The following is a 19,111-nucleotide window of genomic DNA, read 5'->3' as shown; positions in this document are numbered from 1 at the left end:
GGCTGATTCGGTTCCGTTGAGGCTAGCCCCATGGAAGCGGCAAGCTCGCTAGAATCCGATGCTGATTCAGCTGGTAAATGTGAAATCCTCTTGCGGCTCGCATCCTCTGAGGTTGATTGAACCAGGCACTTTTCGGCTGTTTGGTGTTAAAGACTTTGGATCTTTTTGATTGATGAATCAGTTTGAGGTCAATCAGATTCGTGCCAAGCTCCACAGGCTTGCTCTCGATGATGAGTTCGTTGATCGCTATATCGCCAAATTGATCAGAAACAATGAGCCCTATGTCACTGCTGCGAAAGCCATCGATCGATGGGAGAAGAACGATTCAGGGCAATTCGTTCTTCAGGCTCTTGCATGTGGGCTTATTGCGGCCTTGGCTGGCGCATGGTTTGCAGTTGTTCGTTGAGTAGATGAATTACGCGATGAATGAGGCAACAGCGATCTCGCTATTTAGTGTGGGTATGGCAAGTACTCTTACTGTTTTGTTTTTTGGGTTTCAGCGCACTTTTCGTTCGGAGCGAGAACGCACATTGATGAAAAGAATGAGGTTCCGCCTTAATCGGATGATCTCAAATGAAAGTTCTTTGAGAGAATGATCACATTAATTTTGATCTGCAATTTTGTAGGTGAACAAGAGCCCTAAGCACAGCGTGCCAATGAGTGGTCCTGGCGGCAGATCAATGGCAACAGCCAACATCATTCCGCCGCCACATAGCAGCAGTCCTGTACTCGCGCTTCTGAGCATTAATTCTTTGAGGCTTCGGCTCCGCTCGACGTGCATCAGAACAGGAGCACAGAGCAAACCAATCACAAGAATCACGCCAACGGCTGTGATCGCACTAATCACAACCAGGGCTGTGATCAGGCTGCAGATCAGCCGAATCAGGATCACAGGTCGTCTGGCAACTGCGGCACCTTCGGGATCGATGCCGATGAACACCAGGTCGCGGTAGCCCCACACCACCATTGCCAACAGTGCGCTGGCTGAGATTGCTGTTCGAACCAGATCGGCTGTGTTGGCTGCCAGTAGATCGCCGAACAAAATTGTCTCGAGATCAACGCGTGCTTCCAGTAGTGGCACCAGCAGAACGCCTAGTGCTGTGAAGCCAGCCAGAACAGTGTTCATCGCACCTTCTTCCCGGCCTTTGAAACGTCGGTTCAGGCGTTCCGCTAACAGGGCACCCAGCAGTCCACTGACCAGCCCGCCAATGCTTGGGTCGATGCCGATGGCGAGGGCGATGACCAGGCCGGGCAGAACGGAATGGGCCATCAAATTGGCCAGAAGGACCCGTCGTTGGGTGATCAGCAGAGCTCCAGTGGCTGGACAGATGGCTCCAATCAACAACGAGATCACCAAGGGCAGAAGCCACCAGATGTCCAGCTCAACCACAGCAATGGCTCCCCATCATGCAGGTCATGTCGCTCAGTTTTTCGCGAACTGTTTCGGGTGTTCCGTTGGCAAGGATCTGTCCATCCATCACAACAACCTGGTCGTAGTCGTTAAGGGCGCTGCCCCAGTCGTGGCTGCTGACCAGAAGCGTCTGGCCTGATTCGGCCTGTTCTCGCATCACTCTGAGCAAGTGTTCCCGTGTTGGCGGATCGATGGCGCTGCAGGGTTCATCCAGCAGCAGGATCTCGGTCTGTTGCATCAACGCTCTTGCCAGCAAAATTCTTTGTTGCTGGCCGCCGGATAGATGGCTGAGGCGCCGGGACCCCATGGCTCCCATGCCAACGCGTTCCAGAAGTTGATTGGGGTGGTTTGCTGATGTTGTGTTGCAGTTGCTGGGCGTGCCCAGCTGCACCATGTCCTGAGCGGTGATTGGAAACGACCAGTCAATGGCTGCTCTTTGGGGCATCAATCCGATTTGCTTGCTGCAATTGATTGATCCTTGGCTGGGCTTGAGCCGCCCCTCCAGAAGATGCAACAACGTTGACTTGCCTGCTCCATTTGGCCCCACAAGTGCGGTCAGTGTTCCCGCCTGAAGCTGCAGGTTGGCCCTGTCAACGGTCTTGCGGCCCCCGTAGCTGAAACTCAGTTCGGTTGTGCTCAGTACGCACGACGAATCGCTCATCAACTCTTCAGCGACCTGACTTGGGCCTCTTGTTGTTTTGCACACCTCATGGTGGCGCGGAACCATGTGTTCAGCAAAATGATAATCATTCTCAATTCCGTCGTCCATGCGTTCTGTCTTGGTTCGATCGGCTGGCGTCGGTGTGGCCCTGGCCTTTGGCGCTGCTGTTGTTCCTGCCCATGCGGCTCAACCTGTAGTGGTTGCAGTTGATGGCACGCTTTGCGACATCACCAAAACTTTGGCTGGTGCTGCCGCCTCGGTAACTTGCCTGATCCCTCCCGGCGGGGATCCCCACTCCTATCGATTGAAGCCCAGTGATCGCAGTCAGATTGCCAAGAGCGATCTTGTTCTTCACATCGGTTTTGGCCTGACGCCTTCCGCCAAAAAACTCAAGAACCCCGGCACGGTTGTCGCTGTTGGTGAAGTTGCCCTGCCGTCTTATCGAGGTAGCGACCCGCATGTTTGGCACGATCCTGCCAATTCCGCTGCGATGGTGCGGGTTGTATCCAGTTCTCTGTCACCTGTTCTGCCGGCCAGTGAGCGCTCTGCCTTGCAGCAGCGCACCGCACGCGCCGTGGCTGTTTTTGAGGCTCTTCAGGTCTGGGAAGCCAAGCAGTTCGGTTCTCTGCCATCTCAGAACCGTGTCCTTGTAACTGATCACAAGACTTACAGCCATCTTGCCGATCGCTTTGGACTTGTTGAGATTTCGATGTTGGACAGTCACACCACCGGTGGCGTTTTGAGGCCTTCCAGTCTTCGCAAGATCACGCAGGAAGTGAAATCTTCCGGTGCCAAAACGATCTTTTCACCTTCGGCTACTCCGAACAAAACCCTTAGGCGCATCAGCAAGAACACGGGGTTGCCGATCGCGACAACACCTCTTTATGGAGAAGGGATTGCTGCAGGTCGCAATGCCGTTTCGACAGCGACGCTCAACGTCTGCACGATCGTCAATGGTCAGGGTGGTTCCTGTGATCAGTCAGGAGCCAATTCGTTGAATTCCCAGTGGTCATCGATCCGGTGATGTAACTCCTACTTCCGTCTTCAACTCTCTTTCGTCTCATCTCATCTCATCTCATGTTCCGTTCACGTCTTCTGCTTCTGGCTCTTCTGTTGAGTCCCTTGGCGGGTATTTCACCCGCCCAGGCCCATGGATCCCATGGTGGTGGTGGGGAAGAATCTCTAGAAGCTGGTGAATTCAACTTCACGCCGATCGTCACCATCGAAGGTCATGGCGGATTTGACATCAACCTCGAGGGAGATCCCAAGCACTACGCCATTGATGGCATGTTTGGTGGTGTTTTTGAGTGGGGACTCGAAAATGGTGGCTCTATCGTCATTGAGGCTGCTGTAGGTCCCGCACTTGTGTGGGGAGAAGCTGAGCACTTTTATGGAAAAGTGCATGTCCATGATCACGACGATGATCATGACGACCACGACGATCATGATGACCACGATGACCATCATGATCACGACGATGATCATGACGACCACGACGATCATGATGACCACGATGACCATCATGATGACCACGATGATCACGACGACCATGATGATCACGACGACCACGATGATCATGACGATCACGATCATGATGGCCACGATGATCATGGTCATGACACCGACTTCAAGCGCACGGATATCAGAGGCTTTCTTCAGGCCCGTTATGCGCCGAATGACCGTTTAAGTGTTGCTCTCTCCTGGAACCCTTATTACGTCACTCAGGATCAAGGCGAAGATATTCAGGGCCTTAAGAATGAACTAGGGGCAAATCTGACCTGGGCTCTTGGTGATGGAGATGTCAACTTTGGCCTAGGCGATGGAATTGAAGATCTGGTGAACGGTGTTTACCTTTCTCTAGATCACCGTCAGGGTTGGGAGTCTGATGGGATGTACGTCGGTAATTACACCGATCCTCGTGTTGGTTTGGGATTCAAATTTGGCGGTGATGAAATCTCGTTGATGATTGAGGCTGGCCCTCGTTTTTATGTCCCTGGCAGCTATGCAGGCTTAGATCCGCGCACAGACTTTGCTGGTGAAATCGAACTCTCTGTTCCCGTCGGCGATGCAACCTTGTTCCTGCATTGGCAGCAAACCTACAGTTGGGAAGATGCTCCGGGCTGGGGTGAAGGGTGGCAGCACCATGTCGGTACTGGTGTGACCTTTGCCTTCTAGGTTTCGGCGATCGGCGGATTTTTAGTTGATCTGGAGGGCATAATTGCCCTCCTTTTTTTGTTCTTGGCTGTCACTCCTGACGTCTTATTTGGGCGTGCTCTTCACTGATTGCTTCCTTTTGATGTTGATCAGTTGAGGCTGCTGGTCAGCCTGCGTTGAGCCATTGCGCTTCGCTGATGCTGTCGTTGATGACCTTGATGATCTGCAAGCTGTCGGAGTTAATCAAGCCGGCATGAGCATTGGTTCGGTTGGGTTGCGTCAGGGTCATCAACAATTGGTTTGTCACTGGGTTCCATTGGATGGGGCTTCCTGCCTTAAGCGTCCAGGGGGCCAGGGCCCGGCGTTGTGACACCTTTCCCTCTTGATTGATCAGCACCAGTTCGTGATTCCCGCGTTGCTGTTCCCAGCGACCAAGAACTGCCCAGACCCTTTCGCCGCGGTTGTCGCAGGCCACCCCAAGTACGGCCTGATCGCCAAGGTGAAGCTGTTTCGGTGCTTTTCCAGGAATCACCAGCTCGATCGAGCGTCTGTAATCCGGCCAATGTCGGATCAGCACAGCCCGTCCGGAGGCGCCGCAGAAGGCACCTAGCTCCCTGCTCCCAGGCAGGATCTGAGGCTTTTGGTTCGTTGTTTCCAGCGCTCGAAGGGTCAGGCCGTCATAGGTGGGCATCACGACGCCACCCCCGGCGGGAAGCAACTGCATCGGCCCGGATGGTTTCAAGGCCAAATGCTTCCGTTTGCCATTGGCCTGCACCAGCAGGGCTTGATCGCTCCCAGGACGGAACCCTCCGCTTTGCACCAGCAGATCGCCATTGAGATTGCTGCTGAGATGAGCGAAGAGCACTTCCCCCTTTAAGAGTGGCTGCGTGCTGCTAACAGTCGGTGGCCCTAAGGCCGCCACGCTGATGGCGGTGCTGCGGGGAGTCAGTTGCTCCCACCACACCTGTTCGGTGCCGTTCTGATCACGCCCCACCAGGGCGATGCCTCGGCCGTTGCCTAAGGGCACGACGCTGGGGATGGCAGGCCAGACCCGACTGATGGGAATCCAGCCTCCTGATCGCGTTTGCAGTTGAACCTGCTCGCCGCCTGGCACTGGCCGCGTCGCGATCAGCCAGGGTCTCGGATCCCACCACCATTGCTGCCGATTCAGCAGCAGCTCGCGTTGGTCTTGGCCGGAGAGGGATAGTTCGATCGGGGCCTTAAGCACGACCTTTGAATCGATCACCATCCGCAGGGGTGTTGTCTCCCCCAGCCACTGATGGGCCACGTTCGGTTCCAGTCGGGTGGCGTCGCTGACGCTGGTCCGATTCATCGGTCGACTGAACTGCAAATCCAGTGCCGCGGTGCCGCTCTGCACCTGCTGGGGCTTGAGCTGCACCAGTCGCGGAGTTCGGCGCAGCAGCAGTTGTTGCTGCGCCAGGACTGCAGTGCAGGCCATCAGCATGAGCATCAACAACCGTTGCCTCATGGCTCCAGGGGCCGCTCGGGCCTCTCAATCGGTGTGATGGTTGATGGAACGACGACAGGGATGCGCAGATCCTTCCGGCTTTGCACTGTCATCGTCCCGCTTATGGCTAACCACTGGTTGGTTTTTGGTGTGAACCACTCAGGCCACTCCACTGCCAGGCCAGCGGGTGTGGCGTCGGCAAGGCAACAGCGAACGGTGAGCCTCGCGATCAGCGGTGGACCCTCCGGCTGCCTCCAGACAAATCCGCTGATTCGCACAGGGTTGTCAGCGACAAGATCGGGGTCTGGCTGGCTGCGCAGGTAACGCACCCATTCCGTGAGGCTGCGTTGTTCCGGCGGCAGCACAAACGCCAATTCCGGTGGATCTGGAAGGCCCTGGGGGCGGTTGCTGGCCAGGTCACTAAAGGAGGGGGTCGGCGGCACCATCAAAACCAGCACGCCCATCAAGCCGCTGAGCAGCCAGGGCCATCGCCACCTTTCCCGGCGGCCACCCTTTTCCAGCAAAAGGGCCACTCCCACCATCAGCAACAACAGGCCGGTGACCCCCACCAGGCTGTGAAAGACCCCCCGCAGCAGCAGGTCGAGGCGGCCACTGTGGAAACTCCACAGAAGTGTGAGGCCCCAGAGCACCATCAGGGATCCGCTCTTCAGCACGACCAGCCCCTCACAGCTGCCACAGGTTGATCCACTGACCGATCAGCAGCACCCCAAGACTCGCACTGATCGCAGTGATCACGATGGCCCGTGGGCGCATCAGCACCGTGAAAAGTCCCGCCAGTTTGAGATCAACGACGGGGCCCAGCAACAGAAACGCCAGAAGGGCTCCTGGCGTGATCTGAGCTGCAAATCCGAGGGCGAGAAAGGCATCCACGCTGGAGCAGACCGACACCACGACGGCCAGCAGCATCAAGGCCAGGATCGACGCCGTCGGTGCGCCCCCAACGGCCAAGAGCCAACTGCGCGGCAGCCAGGTCTGCACCAGAGCTGCGATCACACACCCCAGCACCAGCAGGGCCAGGAGATCGAGAAACTCTCGGCAGCTTTGATCCAACACCTGCCAGCCCTTGATCCGTTGGTTGGTGGCTGGGCGTTTTGTTGTGGATGAAGCTCCAATCAGGCCACTGCTGCGCTGCAGCAGCCCCACGTTGCTCAGGGGCTGGCTCATGCGGCGTTCCTCCAGAAGCGCTGTTGCCAGCAGCTGTGTCTCGGGCAATTGCACCAGCAACAGACTCAGCAGGATCGCCAATAGAAAAGCCCCCAATGGTCGGGCCACCAGAAGCCAGGGCTGATCGGGAAAGGCCGCCCAGGTGCTGGCCAGGACGATGGGATTGAGCACCGGCGCAGCAAACAGAAAGCCAAACGCGGTGCCCATTGGGGCACCGCTGGCCAGCAGACGGCGGGCGACCGGGACATTGCCGCATTCGCAGGCCGGCAGTGCAAACCCCATTAAGGCGCCGATGATCGGTGCCAGCACGGGGTTCTTCGGGAGCCTGTCGATCCATGCGCCCGGCGGCACCGCCCATCTGGCCAGCCCCGCGATGGCGACGCCCAGCATCAGGAACGGAATGGCTTCCAACAGCAACCCCTGAAAGATCGCCCAGGCGGTGGCGAGCTTGTCCAAGCGTTCGAGCGGCATGTGCCTTTCAACGTTCCCAGCTCAGGCCACCAATCGGGTGGCGCCGATACGGTTTGTTGATCGGCCTGCCCGGCAGGCTGGAACGATGTTGGCCAGGGCCTTGCGATGGGTTGGTGCTTCTGGGTTGATCGGGGGGGCACCTTCACCGATCTGATCGGTCGCGATCCAGAGGGGCGGCTGCATGTGCGCAAGGTGCTATCTGAGCAGGCGGTTTCTGGAGACCCTGCGGTGTCGGCCATGGTCGCGATGCTGGATTCGGCCTCGTCTGGTGTGGATCTGGGGGATGTCGATGAGGTGCGCCTCGGCACCACTGTCGCCACCAATGCGTTGTTGGAGGGCTGTGGTTCGCCATTGCTTTTGCTCACCAATGCAGGCCTGAGGGATCAGCTGTGGATCGGCGATCAACATCGCGACGATCTGTTCGCTCTTGAGCAGCCCAAGCGTCCCTTTTTGGCGGAAACGGTGCTGGAGGTGGCCGGTCGGCTCGATGCCCGGGGTGATGAGGTGGAGCCTTTGGTGCTGGATCAACCGCTGCGGCGGCGTTTGGAGGAGCTGCGCCGGTCCGGTCTCGACGTCGCCGTGGTGGCGTTCCTGCATGCCCAGCGCAATCCAGTCCATGAGCAGCGTTGTGCGGCAATGCTGCGCGAGGTTGGCTTTCGCACCGTGGTCTGCTCCCATCAGGTGAGCGTGATGCCCCGCCTGGTGCCGCGGGGGCAGACGGCGTTGGTGGAGGGGGCCGTGCATCCGGTGCTGGATGGCTACCTGCAGCAAGTGCGAGGGGCGCTGGGATCTGCCACGCCACTGCGGGTGATGACTTCCAGCGGAGCGTTGCAGGCTCCGGTCACCTTGCAGGCCAAAGACACCATCCTTTCGGGGCCGGCGGCCGGGATGGTGGGCGCGATCGCGGCGGCGCGGCTGGCCGGTTTTGAAGGGGTGCCGGTGCTGGGCTTCGACATGGGGGGGACGTCGACGGATGTGTTTTGCGTGGCTTCCGCTGATGCGCAGGCGCTGCGGCAGGTCAAGGAGCAGACCGAGATCGCCGGCTTGCAGTTGCTGGCCCCCCGCTTGCCGATTGAAACGGTGGCTGCCGGAGGCGGATCGGTGCTGGAGCTGCAGGGGGAGCGCCTGCGGGTGGGTCCCCGCTCCGCGGGGGCGCGACCGGGTCCCGCTTGCTACCGCGCTGGGGGACCGCTCACCATCACTGACGCGAACCTGCTGCTGGGGCGTCTGCAGGTGGCGTGCTTCCCGGCGGTGTTCGGCGCTTGCGCTGATTTGCCCCCGGATGTTGAGGTGGTGCGGCGTGCGTTCGCAGATCTTGCTGCAATGCTGGGGCAGACCTCGGAGCGGCTAGCGGCGGGCGCGTTGCAACTGGCTGTGGAAACCATGGCCGCAGCCATTCGCCGCGTTTCGCTGCATCGGGGTGAGGACATCCGTGGCGGGGTGTTGGTGGCCTACGGCGGTGCCGGTGGTCAGCATGCCTGTCGTCTGGCGGATGAACTCGGACTCAACACGGTGCTGTTGCACCCCATGGCCGGTGTTCTCTCTGCCTTTGGGATGGGGCAGGCCCGCCAGCGCTGCCGGCGACAAGTGCATCTCGGCGCTCCGCTGTCCTCCGCCCTGCTGGCTGAGATGCCTCATCAGGTCGAGATGCTGACCCATGAGGCGCAGGAGGAGTTACGTCGCCAGGGCGATGGTGCTGCCCCCGACGCTGAGGCGCCGGAGGTCTGGGTCAACCTTGCCTTGCGTTATCCCACTGCCGACCAGACGTTGGTGCTCACCTGGTCTCCGGATCAAGTTGTTGACGACCTGGTCTCGGCCTTTCAGACGAGCCATCAATTGCGCTTCGGCTACTGCATCGATGCCGATCAGGCTCTGATCGTCGAACAGCTCAATGTTGAGGTCACAGCGCCGCAACAGTTCGATGCGACAGCACCGAATGGGCCGAATGGGCCGAATGGGATTGCCGAACGAGCGTCAGAACTGGCGGGTTTCCAGCTGGTGCCGATGCACCTCGAGCAGAGCGGCTGGACCCAGGTTCCCCTGTACGAGCGCAGCGCCTTGGTGCTGGATCAAAGGATCTCAGGCCCAGCTCTGATCGCCGAATCCACCGGATGCACGGTTCTGGAGGAGGGCTGGCAGGCACGGGTGGCGCAGGGGGACACGTTGTTGTTGGAGCGCCGGCAGCCTCAGGCCGGTTCGCCATCGCTGGCGGAGGCTGATGCGGACGACCCGCTTCAGGCGGAACTGTTTCGCCACCGCTTCATGGCGATCGCTGAACAGATGGGGGAACAACTGCGGCAGAGCAGCCGATCCGTGAACATTCGCGAGCGCCTGGATTTCTCCTGTGCGTTGTTCGATGCCTCGGGTGCCCTGGTGGCCAATGCCCCCCACATCCCGGTGCATCTGGGATCGATGGGCGACAGCGTGCGTGACCTGCTGGCTCAGGTATTCGCTGGCGATGTTGCACCGCTGCAGCCGGGCGACACGCTGCTCAGCAACGACCCCTTCCACGGCGGCACCCACCTGCCCGATATCACCGCGATATCGCCGGTGTTCTGCAACGGGGATCAGCCCAGCTTCTTTGTGGCCAGTCGTGGCCATCACGCCGATGTGGGCGGAATTGCCCCCGGGTCGATGCCGTCCTTCAGCCGCACCATGGCTGATGAGGGCCTGCTGCTGCGCAACCTGTTGTTTGTTCGCGAGGGCCGGGTCCTCGCCGCTGATTTGAAAACGGCGTGGAGCGGAATGGCAACGCCGCCACGCAACCCATCAGAACTGCTGGCCGACCTGCAGGCGCAGGTGGCGGCCAATCAGGCCGGAATTGCGGCGCTGCAACATCTCGTGGAGCGGGAGGGGGAGGTCGTGGTGCAACGGCAGATGACTCTTCTGCAGAGGGATGCAGCAAGCAGTGTTCAGCACCTGTTGTCGCGCCTGACGGACGCCCGTCAACGGCTTGTGATGGATGACGGCTCATGCCTGGTGGTGGAGGTCAGCCTTGATCGGCAACGCCAACGGCTGCGGTTGGATTTCACCGGAACCTCGCCCCAACGGCCGGGCAACTTCAATGCCCCCTTGGCGGTGACGCGCGCGGCCGTGCTGTACGTGATCCGTTGCCTCCTCGACAACGACATCCCCTTGAACGAGGGCTGTTTCGCACCACTCGATCTGGTGGTGCCACCGGGCTGTCTGTTGAATCCGCGTTACCCAGCGGCTGTGGTGGCCGGCAATGTGGAGGTGTCTCAGGTCCTTTGCAATCTGTTGTTCGGTGCCTTTGGTGTCCAGGCGGCCGGCCAGGGAACGATGAACAATTTCAGCTTCGGCAATGGGCGCTGCCAGTACTACGAAACGGTGGCCGGTGGCGGTGGAGCTGGGGAGGGCTTTGCCGGCTCCGTGGGCCTGCAATCGCACATGACCAACTCAAGGCTGACGGATCCCGAAGTGCTGGAAAGCCGTTATCCCGTGCGGCTGGAATCCTTCGCTGTGCGCTGCGGCAGTGGTGGGAACGGCCGTTGGCCTGGGGGCGACGGCCTGGAGCGCACGATCCGTTTCCTTGAACCGATGTGTGTGTCGTTGATTAGTGGATCCCGGCAGGTGCCTCCGTTCGGGCTCATTGGTGGGTCAAGCGGAGCTTGTGGTGTGAATCTGCGCCTGGACTGTCACGGGGCGGAGCATCCCCTACCCGGTTCTGTTCAGCTGGAGCTCGAGGCTGGCGAGGCCATTCGCATGCTCACTCCAGGGGGAGGTGGCATGGGAGGTTGAAGAGGGATGCCTGGTGGGTTTGTGATGCCGATGCGATCACAGGGCTGGTTGTTGGCACTGCTGTTGGGCTGCAGCCTGATGGGGAGCGCCCAAGCTCAATCCAAGAGCCTGGATCAGCAGGTGTTCCAGCTGCAGCTGGTGATTGATCAGATCCGCCTCGCCCGTTCCGTGGGAGATCGCGTCGGCGTGTGCACTGAATCACGCCGCGCTAACAATCTGTTATTGGAGATTCTTCCTGCCCTGCAACTGCAACGCCCGAGCCTCAATCACGCCGCCTTGCAAGACACGATTCTGTTGGGACTTGATGTCTGCTGATCACACGTTCTTGCGGTGTTTTTATTTGCGATAATGGGAAATTTTAGGCTTGATTTGTCATCAATAAGCGACGAGAAGCTTCTTTTTTGCTCACAAGTTATCGCTGTTTATCCCATTGAAAGAACTAGATCCACGGAGCAAGATCCACGGAGCAAGATCCATGGGTTGTGGTTTTTTCTGCTTTCTACAACGTTCCCTGATTGCCCCAGGGTCTGGTTGGGGATTTGCCTGGTTAAGCGACTTCCCCGCCAGGCTGTTGCAGAAGCTTGAATGCTGAGGACAGCAGGGTGATGCCGAACAATGTTCCCAGGGCCCAGACACTGTCACTGGGCCACTCGAGCACTAACAACAGACCGATGCCTGCGGAGAGCAGGCCATCGAGGAGCACCAGTCCAGCCATCGGGCCTTTCGACGTTGCGCCCGCAGCGAGCTCCATGATTCCCTCAAACAGCACAACCACGCCCGCGAACAGGGTCAGGCTGATCTCTCCTTCGATCGGGTCGATCAAGATGAAGATCGCTCCACCGATATAGAGAAGAGCCGAGAGCACTCGGAAGAGCTTCCCCGGAGCATTGCCTTGCCCCAGTCGCAGGAGCTGACTCACCCCTGCCGAGAAGGCGATGCCCCCTAAAGCCAGTGTCAGCAGTGTCGCTGAAATGAAAGGGAGAAGGATTGCCGCTACGGCCCCAAGAATCAGCAGGGCTGCTGCGAGTTGCCTCTGGCGGTTGGAGGTCATTGCAGCGAGGCGTCTAATTGACCCTAGGTCTGCTAATGAAAATCAGCATGACAACCCATTGTCGAAGGGCAGCTGCGGATTCAAATTGAGTGCAGTCAGGTTTGTGGCATGGGTTTGCTTCAGACAATTCAAGGTCGCCTGCTCCAGTACGACTCGCCGTCACGTCAGCTTCAGCAGGCTCATTTCGATGCAGCTCGACGTCTGGCTCAGGCCCAATTTCAGTTCGCTGATGTTGAGTTAAGCCAGCGCCTCTGGCAGGACGTGGCTGATCGCGATCTGGATGTCGATCGGATCCTGAACCTGCTGTATGGCTGTTGGTTCCAGGAGGATGCGGCAGCGTTGCGCGCTGCCGATGCCGACTATCAGGCGCGTCGCCAGCAGGAGTTGATCCCCGGGGTGTTTGAACACTGCTGAAGTGCTAGTGCTTTGTGGATCTCATCGCTGATTTGCCGGATCTGTTGTTCAAGAGATAACGCCCGATGGAATGCTCCATCCCGTTGTGCGGCATCTTGTTGATCCCAAAGATCTAGTCTTTGGCTGAGAAGTTGTGTGAGATTGTTGTTGCTGAAGTTTGATGTTGGTTGTTGCATAACAGCATTGTTCTGCAGTTCCTGACTGATTCCCACTGTTGCCTTGGTGTAAACACCGTCAGCATCAGTTCGGTTGCCCCTCTGCTTGGCATGGCGTCCTAAACAGGAGCTGCCTGTGGCTCATATGACTTGCCTCAGATATGAACATTGTTGTCTTAGATCGTTCTGATTGGCGGGATGAACAGCATGTTCGTCTTGTTGATCGCCGGGCTGATCACATTCGTGCGGTGCTGCGGGCTGCGGTAGGCGACAGTGTTCGGGTTGGTGAGCTCAATGGTCATTTGGGTCACGGACGCATCTGCGCGATCGATGCGGATTCAGTGGTGTTACGCGTTGAATTGAGTCAGCCACCGCCGCCGCGACACCGGTTCGACGTTGTTCTGTCGTTGCCGAGGCCCAAGGTTCTGCGCCGTCTGTTCCGCACCGTGGCGGAGTACGGGGTGGCCAATCTTCATCTGATCCACAGCGCCCGAGTGGAAAAGAGCTATTGGCAGTCGCCTTTACTCGCACCGGACAAGGTTCATGACGCGTTGCTGGCCGGGATGGAACGCGCGAGCGACACCGTGGTTCCACAGGTGCATCAGCACAGGCGCTTTCGCCCTTTTGTGGAAGACCAGCTGAAGCACCTTTGTGCAGGGCGGCCTTGCTGGATCGCACAGATGGGGGCCTCCCTGGCTCTACGCGACAAGCCTGCTGGGGATGCCGTTGTGATGGTGGGTCCCGAGGGTGGTTTTGTTCCCTTCGAATTGGAGTTGGCTCAAGCCGTGATTGCGCAGCCGGTGCATTTGGGATCGCGCACATTGAGTGTGGACACGGCCCTCACCACCGCTTTGGCCCAGGGATGATGGTGGGCGTTGTGTTGGTTCAACGGCGGCTGCAATGAACGACCTGGCTGGATTGCGAGCTCTTGTTGAGGATGTCGGTTCTGGCAACGTGATCGATGCCGAGCTGCTCGACGGGTGTCCGGTGGAGGCCCATGAACTCGATGAGATGGATGCGTCCCAGGCCGCCCAGGTCGCAGCCCATTGCTTCGGCCTCCTCTTCGATCACAAGGTGGAGCAGCTGCAGGGGCTCGAGGCTGATCTTGATGCAGGCCTGTGGTCAGGAACTGTTGATGGGTTCGGGTTTCAGATCAGTCGCGATGACGTCGGCGATCTGGTGCTCGATTTTTCGAGCCAGCAATCGTGACGATTGATGAGCTGCGGTGCGACTTGACGGCCCGGCTTGGAGAGGCGGTGGAGGAGGTGTTCACTCGGGATGGTCATCCTGTCGATGACATCACCGAGTTGTATCAGCCTTCCCCGGCTGGCTTTGGTGGTCAGCTTCGCCTGAAACGTGGCCGCCGCTTGGCTTGGGAGTTATGGCTCGAGGACGGTGACTCCTGGAATTTTCATGCGGCAGAGGTGGCCCAGTAAGGAGTTCTTTAGAGCGTCTGCGGATGAAGGCGACTTGGGCGATAGGAGAGCAGGAATTTCTGCTCTTCATTGGCATTCCGTTTGACAGCTGTGATCAGGTCTTCCCCTGTGTTCCAGACCCAAATCTGATCGTTGTGGTTTGCTTCTTCAACACTCGTGCTGAGTGGTGACCCATGGCGTGCTCGCAATCCGGCCAGGACTTCCGTCATGTCATCGATCGAGAACTCATAGGCCAGCCACTGCAAGCCCTGGGACTGGCTCAACTCAAACGTGACGCGGGAGACAGGCAGCCGATCAAGCATCACATCTTGAACTTCAAATCTTTCCTGAGGACGATCTCCGATGGGTTTCGCCTGACCCAAATGAGCATCCACCTGCTCCAGAGGCATTCCCCAGGCCAAGCCCTCCACACAGGCTGAGGCCGGGTGCCCAGGAAGGATCACCACAAACACTGCCAATAGGCCAATTAGGAGTGCTCTCAATGGCTTAAGAGCCCCATGACACATTCGACATTCTGCAGAGTTCATCTGTGTATCTCTACGAACAAAACGTGAAGAACGGTGTTTGTCTGGTGCCCCGGTGAGGCTTCTACATCAAGGTGCTTGAGTCAAAATACTCATCCATGCGTCATTTTCTTTCTTTGGCCCTGGCCGCTTTGATCGCATTGATCGCTCCATCCGTGGTATCGGCTGCAGATGCTGCCCATGGTGAGCAAGTGTTCTCATCAAATTGCGCGGCCTGTCATATCGGCGGCGGCAACGTCGTCAATGGTCAGCGCACCCTCCAACAGGATGACCTCAAGGCTTATCTCGCCAACTACAACGATGGGCATGAAGACGCCATCGCTTATCAGGTGACCAATGGCAAAAACGGTATGCCTGCTTTTGGCCCAAATCTGAGCGCAGCTGAAATTGCTGATGTTGCTGCTTATGTCGAATCCCAGTCTGTAAAAGGCTGGTCCTGAAGGCCTTGACCCCCAGCTCGTTGCAGAGCTGAGAACGCTCGACTCAAATGTTTCCCCTGGCTGGGTCACCGGTCAGGGGATTTTTTTGTTCAGCACGAATCTCATCCTTATAGTGAAATGCTGGTATCAGCGGGGATCAGCCGCTGATGGAAACGGGGAAAGAGCGGTGAAAATCCGTCGCTGTCCCGCAGCTGTGAAACGCCGGCTCCGCCGACGTCAGTCAGAACGCCCGCCAGGACAACACCGACGAGGATCGACTTTGAATTTTTTGCCCTTGGCCTTTCGTAGGCCATTTCAGATTGCTGCCACGTCACTTATGGCAGTTGTCTTGATCGCCAGTCCGGCGTTGGCGCACCATCCCTTCGGTATGGGTGACAGCTCAGCACTGACTGCTTGGCAGGGCTTGATCAGTGGCATCGGGCACCCGCTGCTGGGTCCTGACCATCTGTTGTTCCTGTTGGCGATCGCCTTGATCGGGCTGAAACGCCCTCTGGCCTGGGTGGTACCGCTTCTGGCCCTTGGCCTCGGTGGCAGTGTGCTCTCGCAGTTCATTCCTCTGCCTGATGCGATTGCTCCTTGGGCAGAAGCTCTGGTGTCTCTCAGCCTGGCTGCGGAGGGATTGATTGCTCTCACCGTGCTCTCACCATTCTGGTTGTGCCCCTTGATCGCCCTCCATGGCTTTCTGCTGGGCAGCACGATCGTTGGTGCTGAAGCCACGCCTCTACTGACTTATTTCCTTGGCCTGCTGTTGGGGCAGGGAGTGTTGCTTCTGCTGGTTGCGGCATGGTCCAAAGGGCTGCTGGAACGTCTTGGCTCCCAAGGCCAGCGACTGGGTGCCGGGATCTGGATGGGGATCGGCATGGCCTTTGCCTGGGTGGCCCTGATCGACTGAAATCCCTTGTGCGTCTGCCATGACCTTCTTGTTCGATTGGCTTGACGCCTGGGTTGCCGTGTTGCGTCATGGGTTCATCGCTCCTGATCGATGACGCTCGTCCAGCGCTTGCTAGTAGCTCCTGCTGCCTTTGCCCTTCTGGCCCCGCTGGCTGTTGTCAACAGCTCTGTCGCTAGTCCCGCCGAGCTGAACATCAACGGCGTTTCTGATTACGCGGCTTCCGCTGATCAGGTGACCAGCGTCACCCAGTTCTCTGACGTCTATCCCACCGACTGGGCCTATCAGGCTCTGGCGAACCTGGTGGAGCAGTACGGCTGCGTGGCCGGCTACCCCAACGGCACCTTCCGTGGCAACCGGGCGATGACCCGCTACGAAGCGGCTGCCCTGTTGAACGCCTGCCTCGACCGGATCACTGAAGTGACCGACGAGCTGCGTCGCCTGCTCAAGGAATTCGAAACCGAGCTGGCCATCCTCAAGGGTCGCGTTGACGGCCTCGAGGCCCGTGTTGGTGAACTGGAAGCAACCCAGTTCTCCACCACCACCAAGCTGAAAGGTAAGGCCACCTGGGTGTTCGGAGCCAACCGCTTCAAGGGATCCGCCTCACGGCTTCGTTCCGACAGCAACGGGTTGTTCGGCGGCACGACGTTCAATTACGACCTTCAGCTCGGGTTAGAGACCTCCTTCACCGGCAAGGATTTGCTGACTACGGTGTTGCGTGCCGGCAATTTTGATGGCGTTGCCAACGTCTTTGGCAGCGGTGGTCCGTCAGGTCTTGCAGCGTTGGAAACAGGTTTCCAGGAAGGGGAGAGCCCCAATCTGTTGGCGGTGGACAAACTGTTTTATTCCTTCCCGTTGGGTGACGACATCACCATCACAACGGGACCGATTGTTGGCCAGGAGAACATGCTCGCGATCTGGCCGAGTGTGTATCCCAGTGATCCGATCCTCGATGTGCTCACAGTGAATGGAGCTTCGGGCGCTTACAACAAAAACAAAGGCGCGGGCGTGGGCATCAGTTGGGCACCGAAAAGCGGAGCCCGTGCATCGGCCAATTACGTTGCAGCCAATGGTGCATTGAGCGATACCCGTGCTGGCGGCTTTGCCACTGACAAGGCTGGGGGTACCGGCACGCTGCAGCTGGGTTGGGAGGGTGACAACTGGGGTATGGCTGGGCTTTATTCCAAGGTTCAGAACGGTCACGACCTAATCGGTTTTGCCACTCCTTTCGTCAAGGATCACTTCAGTGCACGGGGCGTGACCCATGCCTATGCCCTTGGTGGTTTCTGGCAGCCGCTGCAGAGCGGCTGGATTCCGTCGGTGTCTTTGGGTTGGGGCATCAATCAATCCGATACGCAGCGCAAAGGCCAGGTGAGCACGAGTCAGTCCTGGACGGTGGGGCTTGAGTGGAACGATGTCTTGATGGAGGGGAACAACGCCGGCATGGCTGTGGGCCAGCCTGTCTTCGCGACGGATCTTCGTGGAGGTGATGACCCTGCCGATGGTCAGTTCATCTGGGAGTGGTGGTATCAGTTCCAGGTGACCGACAGCATCAGGGTCACCCCTGCGTTGTTCTATCTCTCACGACCCATGGGTGAGCTCACACCCAATGGCTCAACGTTTCAACAACTGGGCGGCTTGATTAAAACCACCTTTGTGTTCTGAGCGGTGATGACAAGGAAATACAGAGGAATCGCTCAATAACGACGTCCCACCGTTGAAACCGATTCACCTCCTGTCAAAGATCGCGTTGTAGTTGGTGCACAGACCAGACCTCACGCCAATGCTTCGGATTCAGGGGGATGCGCAGCTGCTCCGCTCATTGCTGCTCCATGCGGATCGGGCCCGTGAGGAGCGTATTGAGAAAAGATCTCAATCCGAGGCCCTTATTGAGAATGACTTGCAATATCGACAAGGTCTCTGTACTCTTGCGAGTAATTCTCATTCGCGTTAGTTCGTGACGACCTCCGCTTACCGCTTCCTTCCGGACGATCCGGCGGCACCCTTGTCAATGCCAAGGCTGCAGACGGTCTTGTTGGATCCTGCTGGCCGAGATCAGGCCACTGTTCTTGAAGTCTTGGAAGGCGTCTGTCGGGTGTATTGCCCTTGCGAAGAGACCGAGGGAATGACTTTGGCGTTTTTGCAGTCTGGCGACAGGCTCCGCACTGACCGCATGTGCAGCGAAGGTGCCTGCGTCGAAGCCTTAACGGCATTGAAGTTTCGTCGTGATTCAGTCTCCACGGACGAAATGGGTATCGATGCCGTGAATGAATGGACCTTGCAGCTCCTGCGTGTCCGTCATCTCGGTCAAGCAGAGCAGCGCCTTCATGCTCTTTTGGCACTGTTGGTGAACCGACTTGGTCTCCGTTGCAGCGATACCTACCAGCTTCCCTTTCGTCTCACCCACGATCGCTTTGGTGAGCTGATTGGAGCAACACGCGTCACCACAACGCGCCTTCTTTCGAAGTGGCGCCAAGCTGATTTGGTTGCTATGGCACCTGGTGATGTCACGATGCGACTGTCTCCTGACCTCATCAACTCTTCACCCCTGCAATTTTGAACGCCGTGAATGTGAATACATTCGGAGTTCTAGGAGATCTCTGCAAAGAAGCTGAGTGGATATGGCAGCGCATCCAGTCAGCCAGTCGTTCCATTCAACGCTGTCAGCATCCGCGCCTCAAAGAGCGGCTTACGGCAGAGATATGTCTACATCGCAATCGATGTCTGGCAATACAGGATTCATTGGCAAAGATCAAACATTATCTTGATCCTCAATCAGCTCAAAAACATTTGCTGGAGGAGTTGCTCTTTCGATGTTTATCCCATAGGCTCTCAGCGAACCAAATCTATTGAATACAAACTCTTGTCTTGTTTGAGGTCTGCACAAAGTGTTGGCCTCGTTTTTGTGTGTGCATTTTTCAGTATTGCGATCATGGTAAATGGTGTGCCTCTTGAGCTACATTTGACACCACGACACGCATGCAATGTTCATAATTAGTTGTCGGGGATGGGCATAATAAAAGGGTCTTCCTTGGACGGGATCGACAGCCTCATTTAAATCCAATTTGTCGTTGGTGAATCGGCAACATTGGA

20 protein-coding genes and 1 riboswitch are annotated in these 19,111 nt (G+C 57.9%); of the genes, 13 read left to right on the top strand and 7 right to left on the bottom strand.

Annotated elements, in window-relative coordinates; genetic code table 11:
• Positions 1-172 precede the first annotated feature (172 nt).
• Positions 173-406, top strand: coding sequence for a hypothetical protein (locus FZZ88_RS10345; RefSeq protein WP_166017084.1), 234 nt, complete (start codon positions 173-175; stop codon positions 404-406).
• Positions 407-601: 195 nt separating this feature from the next.
• Here the strand turns inward: FZZ88_RS10345 and FZZ88_RS10340 are convergent, their stop codons facing one another.
• Both FZZ88_RS10340 and FZZ88_RS10335 read right to left on the bottom strand, forming a co-directional pair.
• The gene (locus FZZ88_RS10340) at positions 602-1,390 is read right to left on the bottom strand and encodes a metal ABC transporter permease (protein ID WP_166017083.1); all 789 of its coding nucleotides are present in this window, start codon (positions 1,388-1,390) and stop codon (positions 602-604) included.
• The gene (locus FZZ88_RS10335) at positions 1,383-2,072 is read right to left on the bottom strand and encodes a metal ABC transporter ATP-binding protein (RefSeq protein ID WP_115025352.1); all 690 of its coding nucleotides are present in this window, start codon (positions 2,070-2,072) and stop codon (positions 1,383-1,385) included. The genes FZZ88_RS10340 and FZZ88_RS10335 overlap by 8 nt, the downstream gene beginning before the upstream one ends.
• Before the next feature lie 106 nt (positions 2,073-2,178).
• Between FZZ88_RS10335 and FZZ88_RS10330 the strand changes: the two genes are divergently transcribed.
• Together FZZ88_RS10330 and FZZ88_RS10325 are read left to right on the top strand one after the other, a co-directional pair.
• On the top strand, positions 2,179-3,096 hold the full coding sequence (locus tag FZZ88_RS10330) for a metal ABC transporter substrate-binding protein (protein ID WP_115025079.1): 918 nt from the start codon (positions 2,179-2,181) through the stop codon (positions 3,094-3,096).
• Positions 3,097-3,149: 53 nt separating this feature from the next.
• On the top strand, positions 3,150-4,247 hold the full coding sequence (locus tag FZZ88_RS10325) for a hypothetical protein (RefSeq protein WP_166017082.1): 1,098 nt from the start codon (positions 3,150-3,152) through the stop codon (positions 4,245-4,247).
• Between the two features lie 145 nt (positions 4,248-4,392).
• Here the strand turns inward: FZZ88_RS10325 and FZZ88_RS10320 are convergent, their stop codons facing one another.
• Genes FZZ88_RS10320 through FZZ88_RS10310 form a run of 3 tightly spaced genes read right to left on the bottom strand, consistent with a single transcriptional unit; the run spans position 4,393 to position 7,350 of the window.
• Positions 4,393-5,715: a hypothetical protein gene (locus FZZ88_RS10320; RefSeq protein WP_166017081.1), complete on the bottom strand. Its 1,323-nt coding sequence runs from the start codon at positions 5,713-5,715 to the stop codon at positions 4,393-4,395.
• Positions 5,712-6,365 carry a TIGR03943 family protein gene (locus FZZ88_RS10315; protein WP_166017348.1) on the bottom strand — a complete coding sequence of 218 codons (654 nt, stop codon included), beginning with the start codon at positions 6,363-6,365 and terminating at the stop codon, positions 5,712-5,714. The genes FZZ88_RS10320 and FZZ88_RS10315 overlap by 4 nt, the downstream gene beginning before the upstream one ends.
• Positions 6,366-6,378: 13 nt before the next feature.
• Positions 6,379-7,350 (bottom strand): permease, encoded by a 972-nt coding sequence (locus FZZ88_RS10310; protein ID WP_370520005.1) that lies wholly within the window; start codon positions 7,348-7,350, stop codon positions 6,379-6,381.
• 105 nt (positions 7,351-7,455) lie between these two features.
• On the opposite strand from FZZ88_RS10310, the gene FZZ88_RS10305 reads away from it, so the two are divergent.
• Together FZZ88_RS10305 and FZZ88_RS10300 are read left to right on the top strand one after the other, a co-directional pair.
• Positions 7,456-11,109 carry a hydantoinase B/oxoprolinase family protein gene (locus tag FZZ88_RS10305; protein ID WP_166017080.1) on the top strand — a complete coding sequence of 1,218 codons (3,654 nt, stop codon included), beginning with the start codon at positions 7,456-7,458 and terminating at the stop codon, positions 11,107-11,109.
• A 24-nt stretch (positions 11,110-11,133) separates the two neighbouring features.
• Complete coding sequence (locus FZZ88_RS10300) at positions 11,134-11,424, top strand: hypothetical protein (RefSeq protein ID WP_230332872.1); 291 nt, start codon at positions 11,134-11,136, stop codon at positions 11,422-11,424.
• A gap of 232 nt (positions 11,425-11,656) precedes the next feature.
• On the opposite strand, the gene FZZ88_RS10295 is transcribed toward FZZ88_RS10300, so the two are convergent.
• Complete coding sequence (locus tag FZZ88_RS10295; protein WP_166017078.1) at positions 11,657-12,160, bottom strand: HdeD family acid-resistance protein; 504 nt, start codon at positions 12,158-12,160, stop codon at positions 11,657-11,659.
• A 108-nt stretch (positions 12,161-12,268) separates the two neighbouring features.
• Here FZZ88_RS10295 and FZZ88_RS10290 point away from each other — a divergent pair, with 108 nt between their 5' ends.
• From FZZ88_RS10290 to FZZ88_RS10275, 4 genes are all read left to right on the top strand, one after another.
• The gene (locus FZZ88_RS10290; RefSeq protein WP_115025071.1) at positions 12,269-12,574 is read left to right on the top strand and encodes a hypothetical protein; all 306 of its coding nucleotides are present in this window, start codon (positions 12,269-12,271) and stop codon (positions 12,572-12,574) included.
• Positions 12,575-12,890: 316 nt separating this feature from the next.
• Positions 12,891-13,595, top strand: a complete 705-nt coding sequence (locus FZZ88_RS10285; RefSeq protein ID WP_166017077.1) for a 16S rRNA (uracil(1498)-N(3))-methyltransferase — start codon at positions 12,891-12,893, stop codon at positions 13,593-13,595.
• Between the two features lie 34 nt (positions 13,596-13,629).
• The gene (locus FZZ88_RS10280) at positions 13,630-13,938 is read left to right on the top strand and encodes a hypothetical protein (protein WP_166017076.1); all 309 of its coding nucleotides are present in this window, start codon (positions 13,630-13,632) and stop codon (positions 13,936-13,938) included.
• Complete coding sequence (locus tag FZZ88_RS10275) at positions 13,935-14,165, top strand: hypothetical protein (protein WP_166017075.1); 231 nt, start codon at positions 13,935-13,937, stop codon at positions 14,163-14,165. Before FZZ88_RS10280 ends, FZZ88_RS10275 begins: the two co-directional genes overlap by 4 nt.
• A gap of 8 nt (positions 14,166-14,173) precedes the next feature.
• Here FZZ88_RS10275 and FZZ88_RS10270 read toward each other — a convergent pair whose 3' ends face one another.
• Positions 14,174-14,617: a hypothetical protein gene (locus FZZ88_RS10270; RefSeq protein ID WP_230332882.1), complete on the bottom strand. Its 444-nt coding sequence runs from the start codon at positions 14,615-14,617 to the stop codon at positions 14,174-14,176.
• 170 nt (positions 14,618-14,787) lie between these two features.
• Here FZZ88_RS10270 and FZZ88_RS10265 point away from each other — a divergent pair, with 170 nt between their 5' ends.
• The 4 genes from FZZ88_RS10265 (at position 14,788) to FZZ88_RS10250 (ending at position 18,578) form a co-directional block, all read left to right on the top strand.
• Positions 14,788-15,129: a c-type cytochrome gene (locus FZZ88_RS10265; protein WP_166017074.1), complete on the top strand. Its 342-nt coding sequence runs from the start codon at positions 14,788-14,790 to the stop codon at positions 15,127-15,129.
• 104 nt (positions 15,130-15,233) lie between these two features.
• A riboswitch (cobalamin riboswitch) is annotated at positions 15,234-15,381 on the top strand.
• Between the two features lie 64 nt (positions 15,382-15,445).
• Entirely contained in the window at positions 15,446-16,021 is a 576-nt protein-coding gene (locus tag FZZ88_RS10260; protein ID WP_166017073.1) for a HupE/UreJ family protein, read from the top strand.
• A gap of 90 nt (positions 16,022-16,111) precedes the next feature.
• Positions 16,112-17,683: an iron uptake porin gene (locus tag FZZ88_RS10255; RefSeq protein WP_166017072.1), complete on the top strand. Its 1,572-nt coding sequence runs from the start codon at positions 16,112-16,114 to the stop codon at positions 17,681-17,683.
• Between the two features lie 346 nt (positions 17,684-18,029).
• Complete coding sequence (locus FZZ88_RS10250; RefSeq protein ID WP_166017346.1) at positions 18,030-18,578, top strand: Crp/Fnr family transcriptional regulator; 549 nt, start codon at positions 18,030-18,032, stop codon at positions 18,576-18,578.
• Positions 18,579-19,111: the final 533 nt, after the last annotated feature.

This window comes from Synechococcus sp. PH41509, from assembly GCF_020514285.1.
GTDB lineage: Bacteria > Cyanobacteriota > Cyanobacteriia > PCC-6307 > Cyanobiaceae > Parasynechococcus.
This window is presented reverse-complemented; position numbering and strand designations above follow the sequence as displayed.

Bases quoted from the DNA above. Each gene is read 5' to 3' on its own strand.
- FZZ88_RS10335 (WP_115025352.1), bottom strand. From the start codon at position 2,072: ATGAGCGATTCGTCGTGCGTACTGAGCACAACCGAACTGAGTTTCAGC.
- FZZ88_RS10300 (WP_230332872.1), top strand. From the start codon at position 11,134: ATGCCGATGCGATCACAGGGCTGGTTGTTGGCACTGCTGTTGGGCTGC.
- FZZ88_RS10255 (WP_166017072.1), top strand. From the start codon at position 16,112: ATGACGCTCGTCCAGCGCTTGCTAGTAGCTCCTGCTGCCTTTGCCCTT.
- FZZ88_RS10325 (WP_166017082.1), top strand. From the start codon at position 3,150: ATGTTCCGTTCACGTCTTCTGCTTCTGGCTCTTCTGTTGAGTCCCTTG.
- FZZ88_RS10250 (WP_166017346.1), top strand. From the start codon at position 18,030: ATGCCAAGGCTGCAGACGGTCTTGTTGGATCCTGCTGGCCGAGATCAG.
- FZZ88_RS10320 (WP_166017081.1), bottom strand. From the start codon at position 5,715: ATGAGGCAACGGTTGTTGATGCTCATGCTGATGGCCTGCACTGCAGTC.
- FZZ88_RS10310 (WP_370520005.1), bottom strand. From the start codon at position 7,350: ATGCCGCTCGAACGCTTGGACAAGCTCGCCACCGCCTGGGCGATCTTT.
- FZZ88_RS10295 (WP_166017078.1), bottom strand. From the start codon at position 12,160: ATGACCTCCAACCGCCAGAGGCAACTCGCAGCAGCCCTGCTGATTCTT.
- FZZ88_RS10330 (WP_115025079.1), top strand. From the start codon at position 2,179: ATGCGTTCTGTCTTGGTTCGATCGGCTGGCGTCGGTGTGGCCCTGGCC.
- FZZ88_RS10260 (WP_166017073.1), top strand. From the start codon at position 15,446: ATGGCAGTTGTCTTGATCGCCAGTCCGGCGTTGGCGCACCATCCCTTC.
- FZZ88_RS10280 (WP_166017076.1), top strand. From the start codon at position 13,630: ATGAACGACCTGGCTGGATTGCGAGCTCTTGTTGAGGATGTCGGTTCT.
- FZZ88_RS10285 (WP_166017077.1), top strand. From the start codon at position 12,891: ATGAACATTGTTGTCTTAGATCGTTCTGATTGGCGGGATGAACAGCAT.
- FZZ88_RS10265 (WP_166017074.1), top strand. From the start codon at position 14,788: ATGCGTCATTTTCTTTCTTTGGCCCTGGCCGCTTTGATCGCATTGATC.
- FZZ88_RS10345 (WP_166017084.1), top strand. From the start codon at position 173: ATGAATCAGTTTGAGGTCAATCAGATTCGTGCCAAGCTCCACAGGCTT.
- FZZ88_RS10305 (WP_166017080.1), top strand. From the start codon at position 7,456: ATGGGTTGGTGCTTCTGGGTTGATCGGGGGGGCACCTTCACCGATCTG.
- FZZ88_RS10290 (WP_115025071.1), top strand. From the start codon at position 12,269: ATGGGTTTGCTTCAGACAATTCAAGGTCGCCTGCTCCAGTACGACTCG.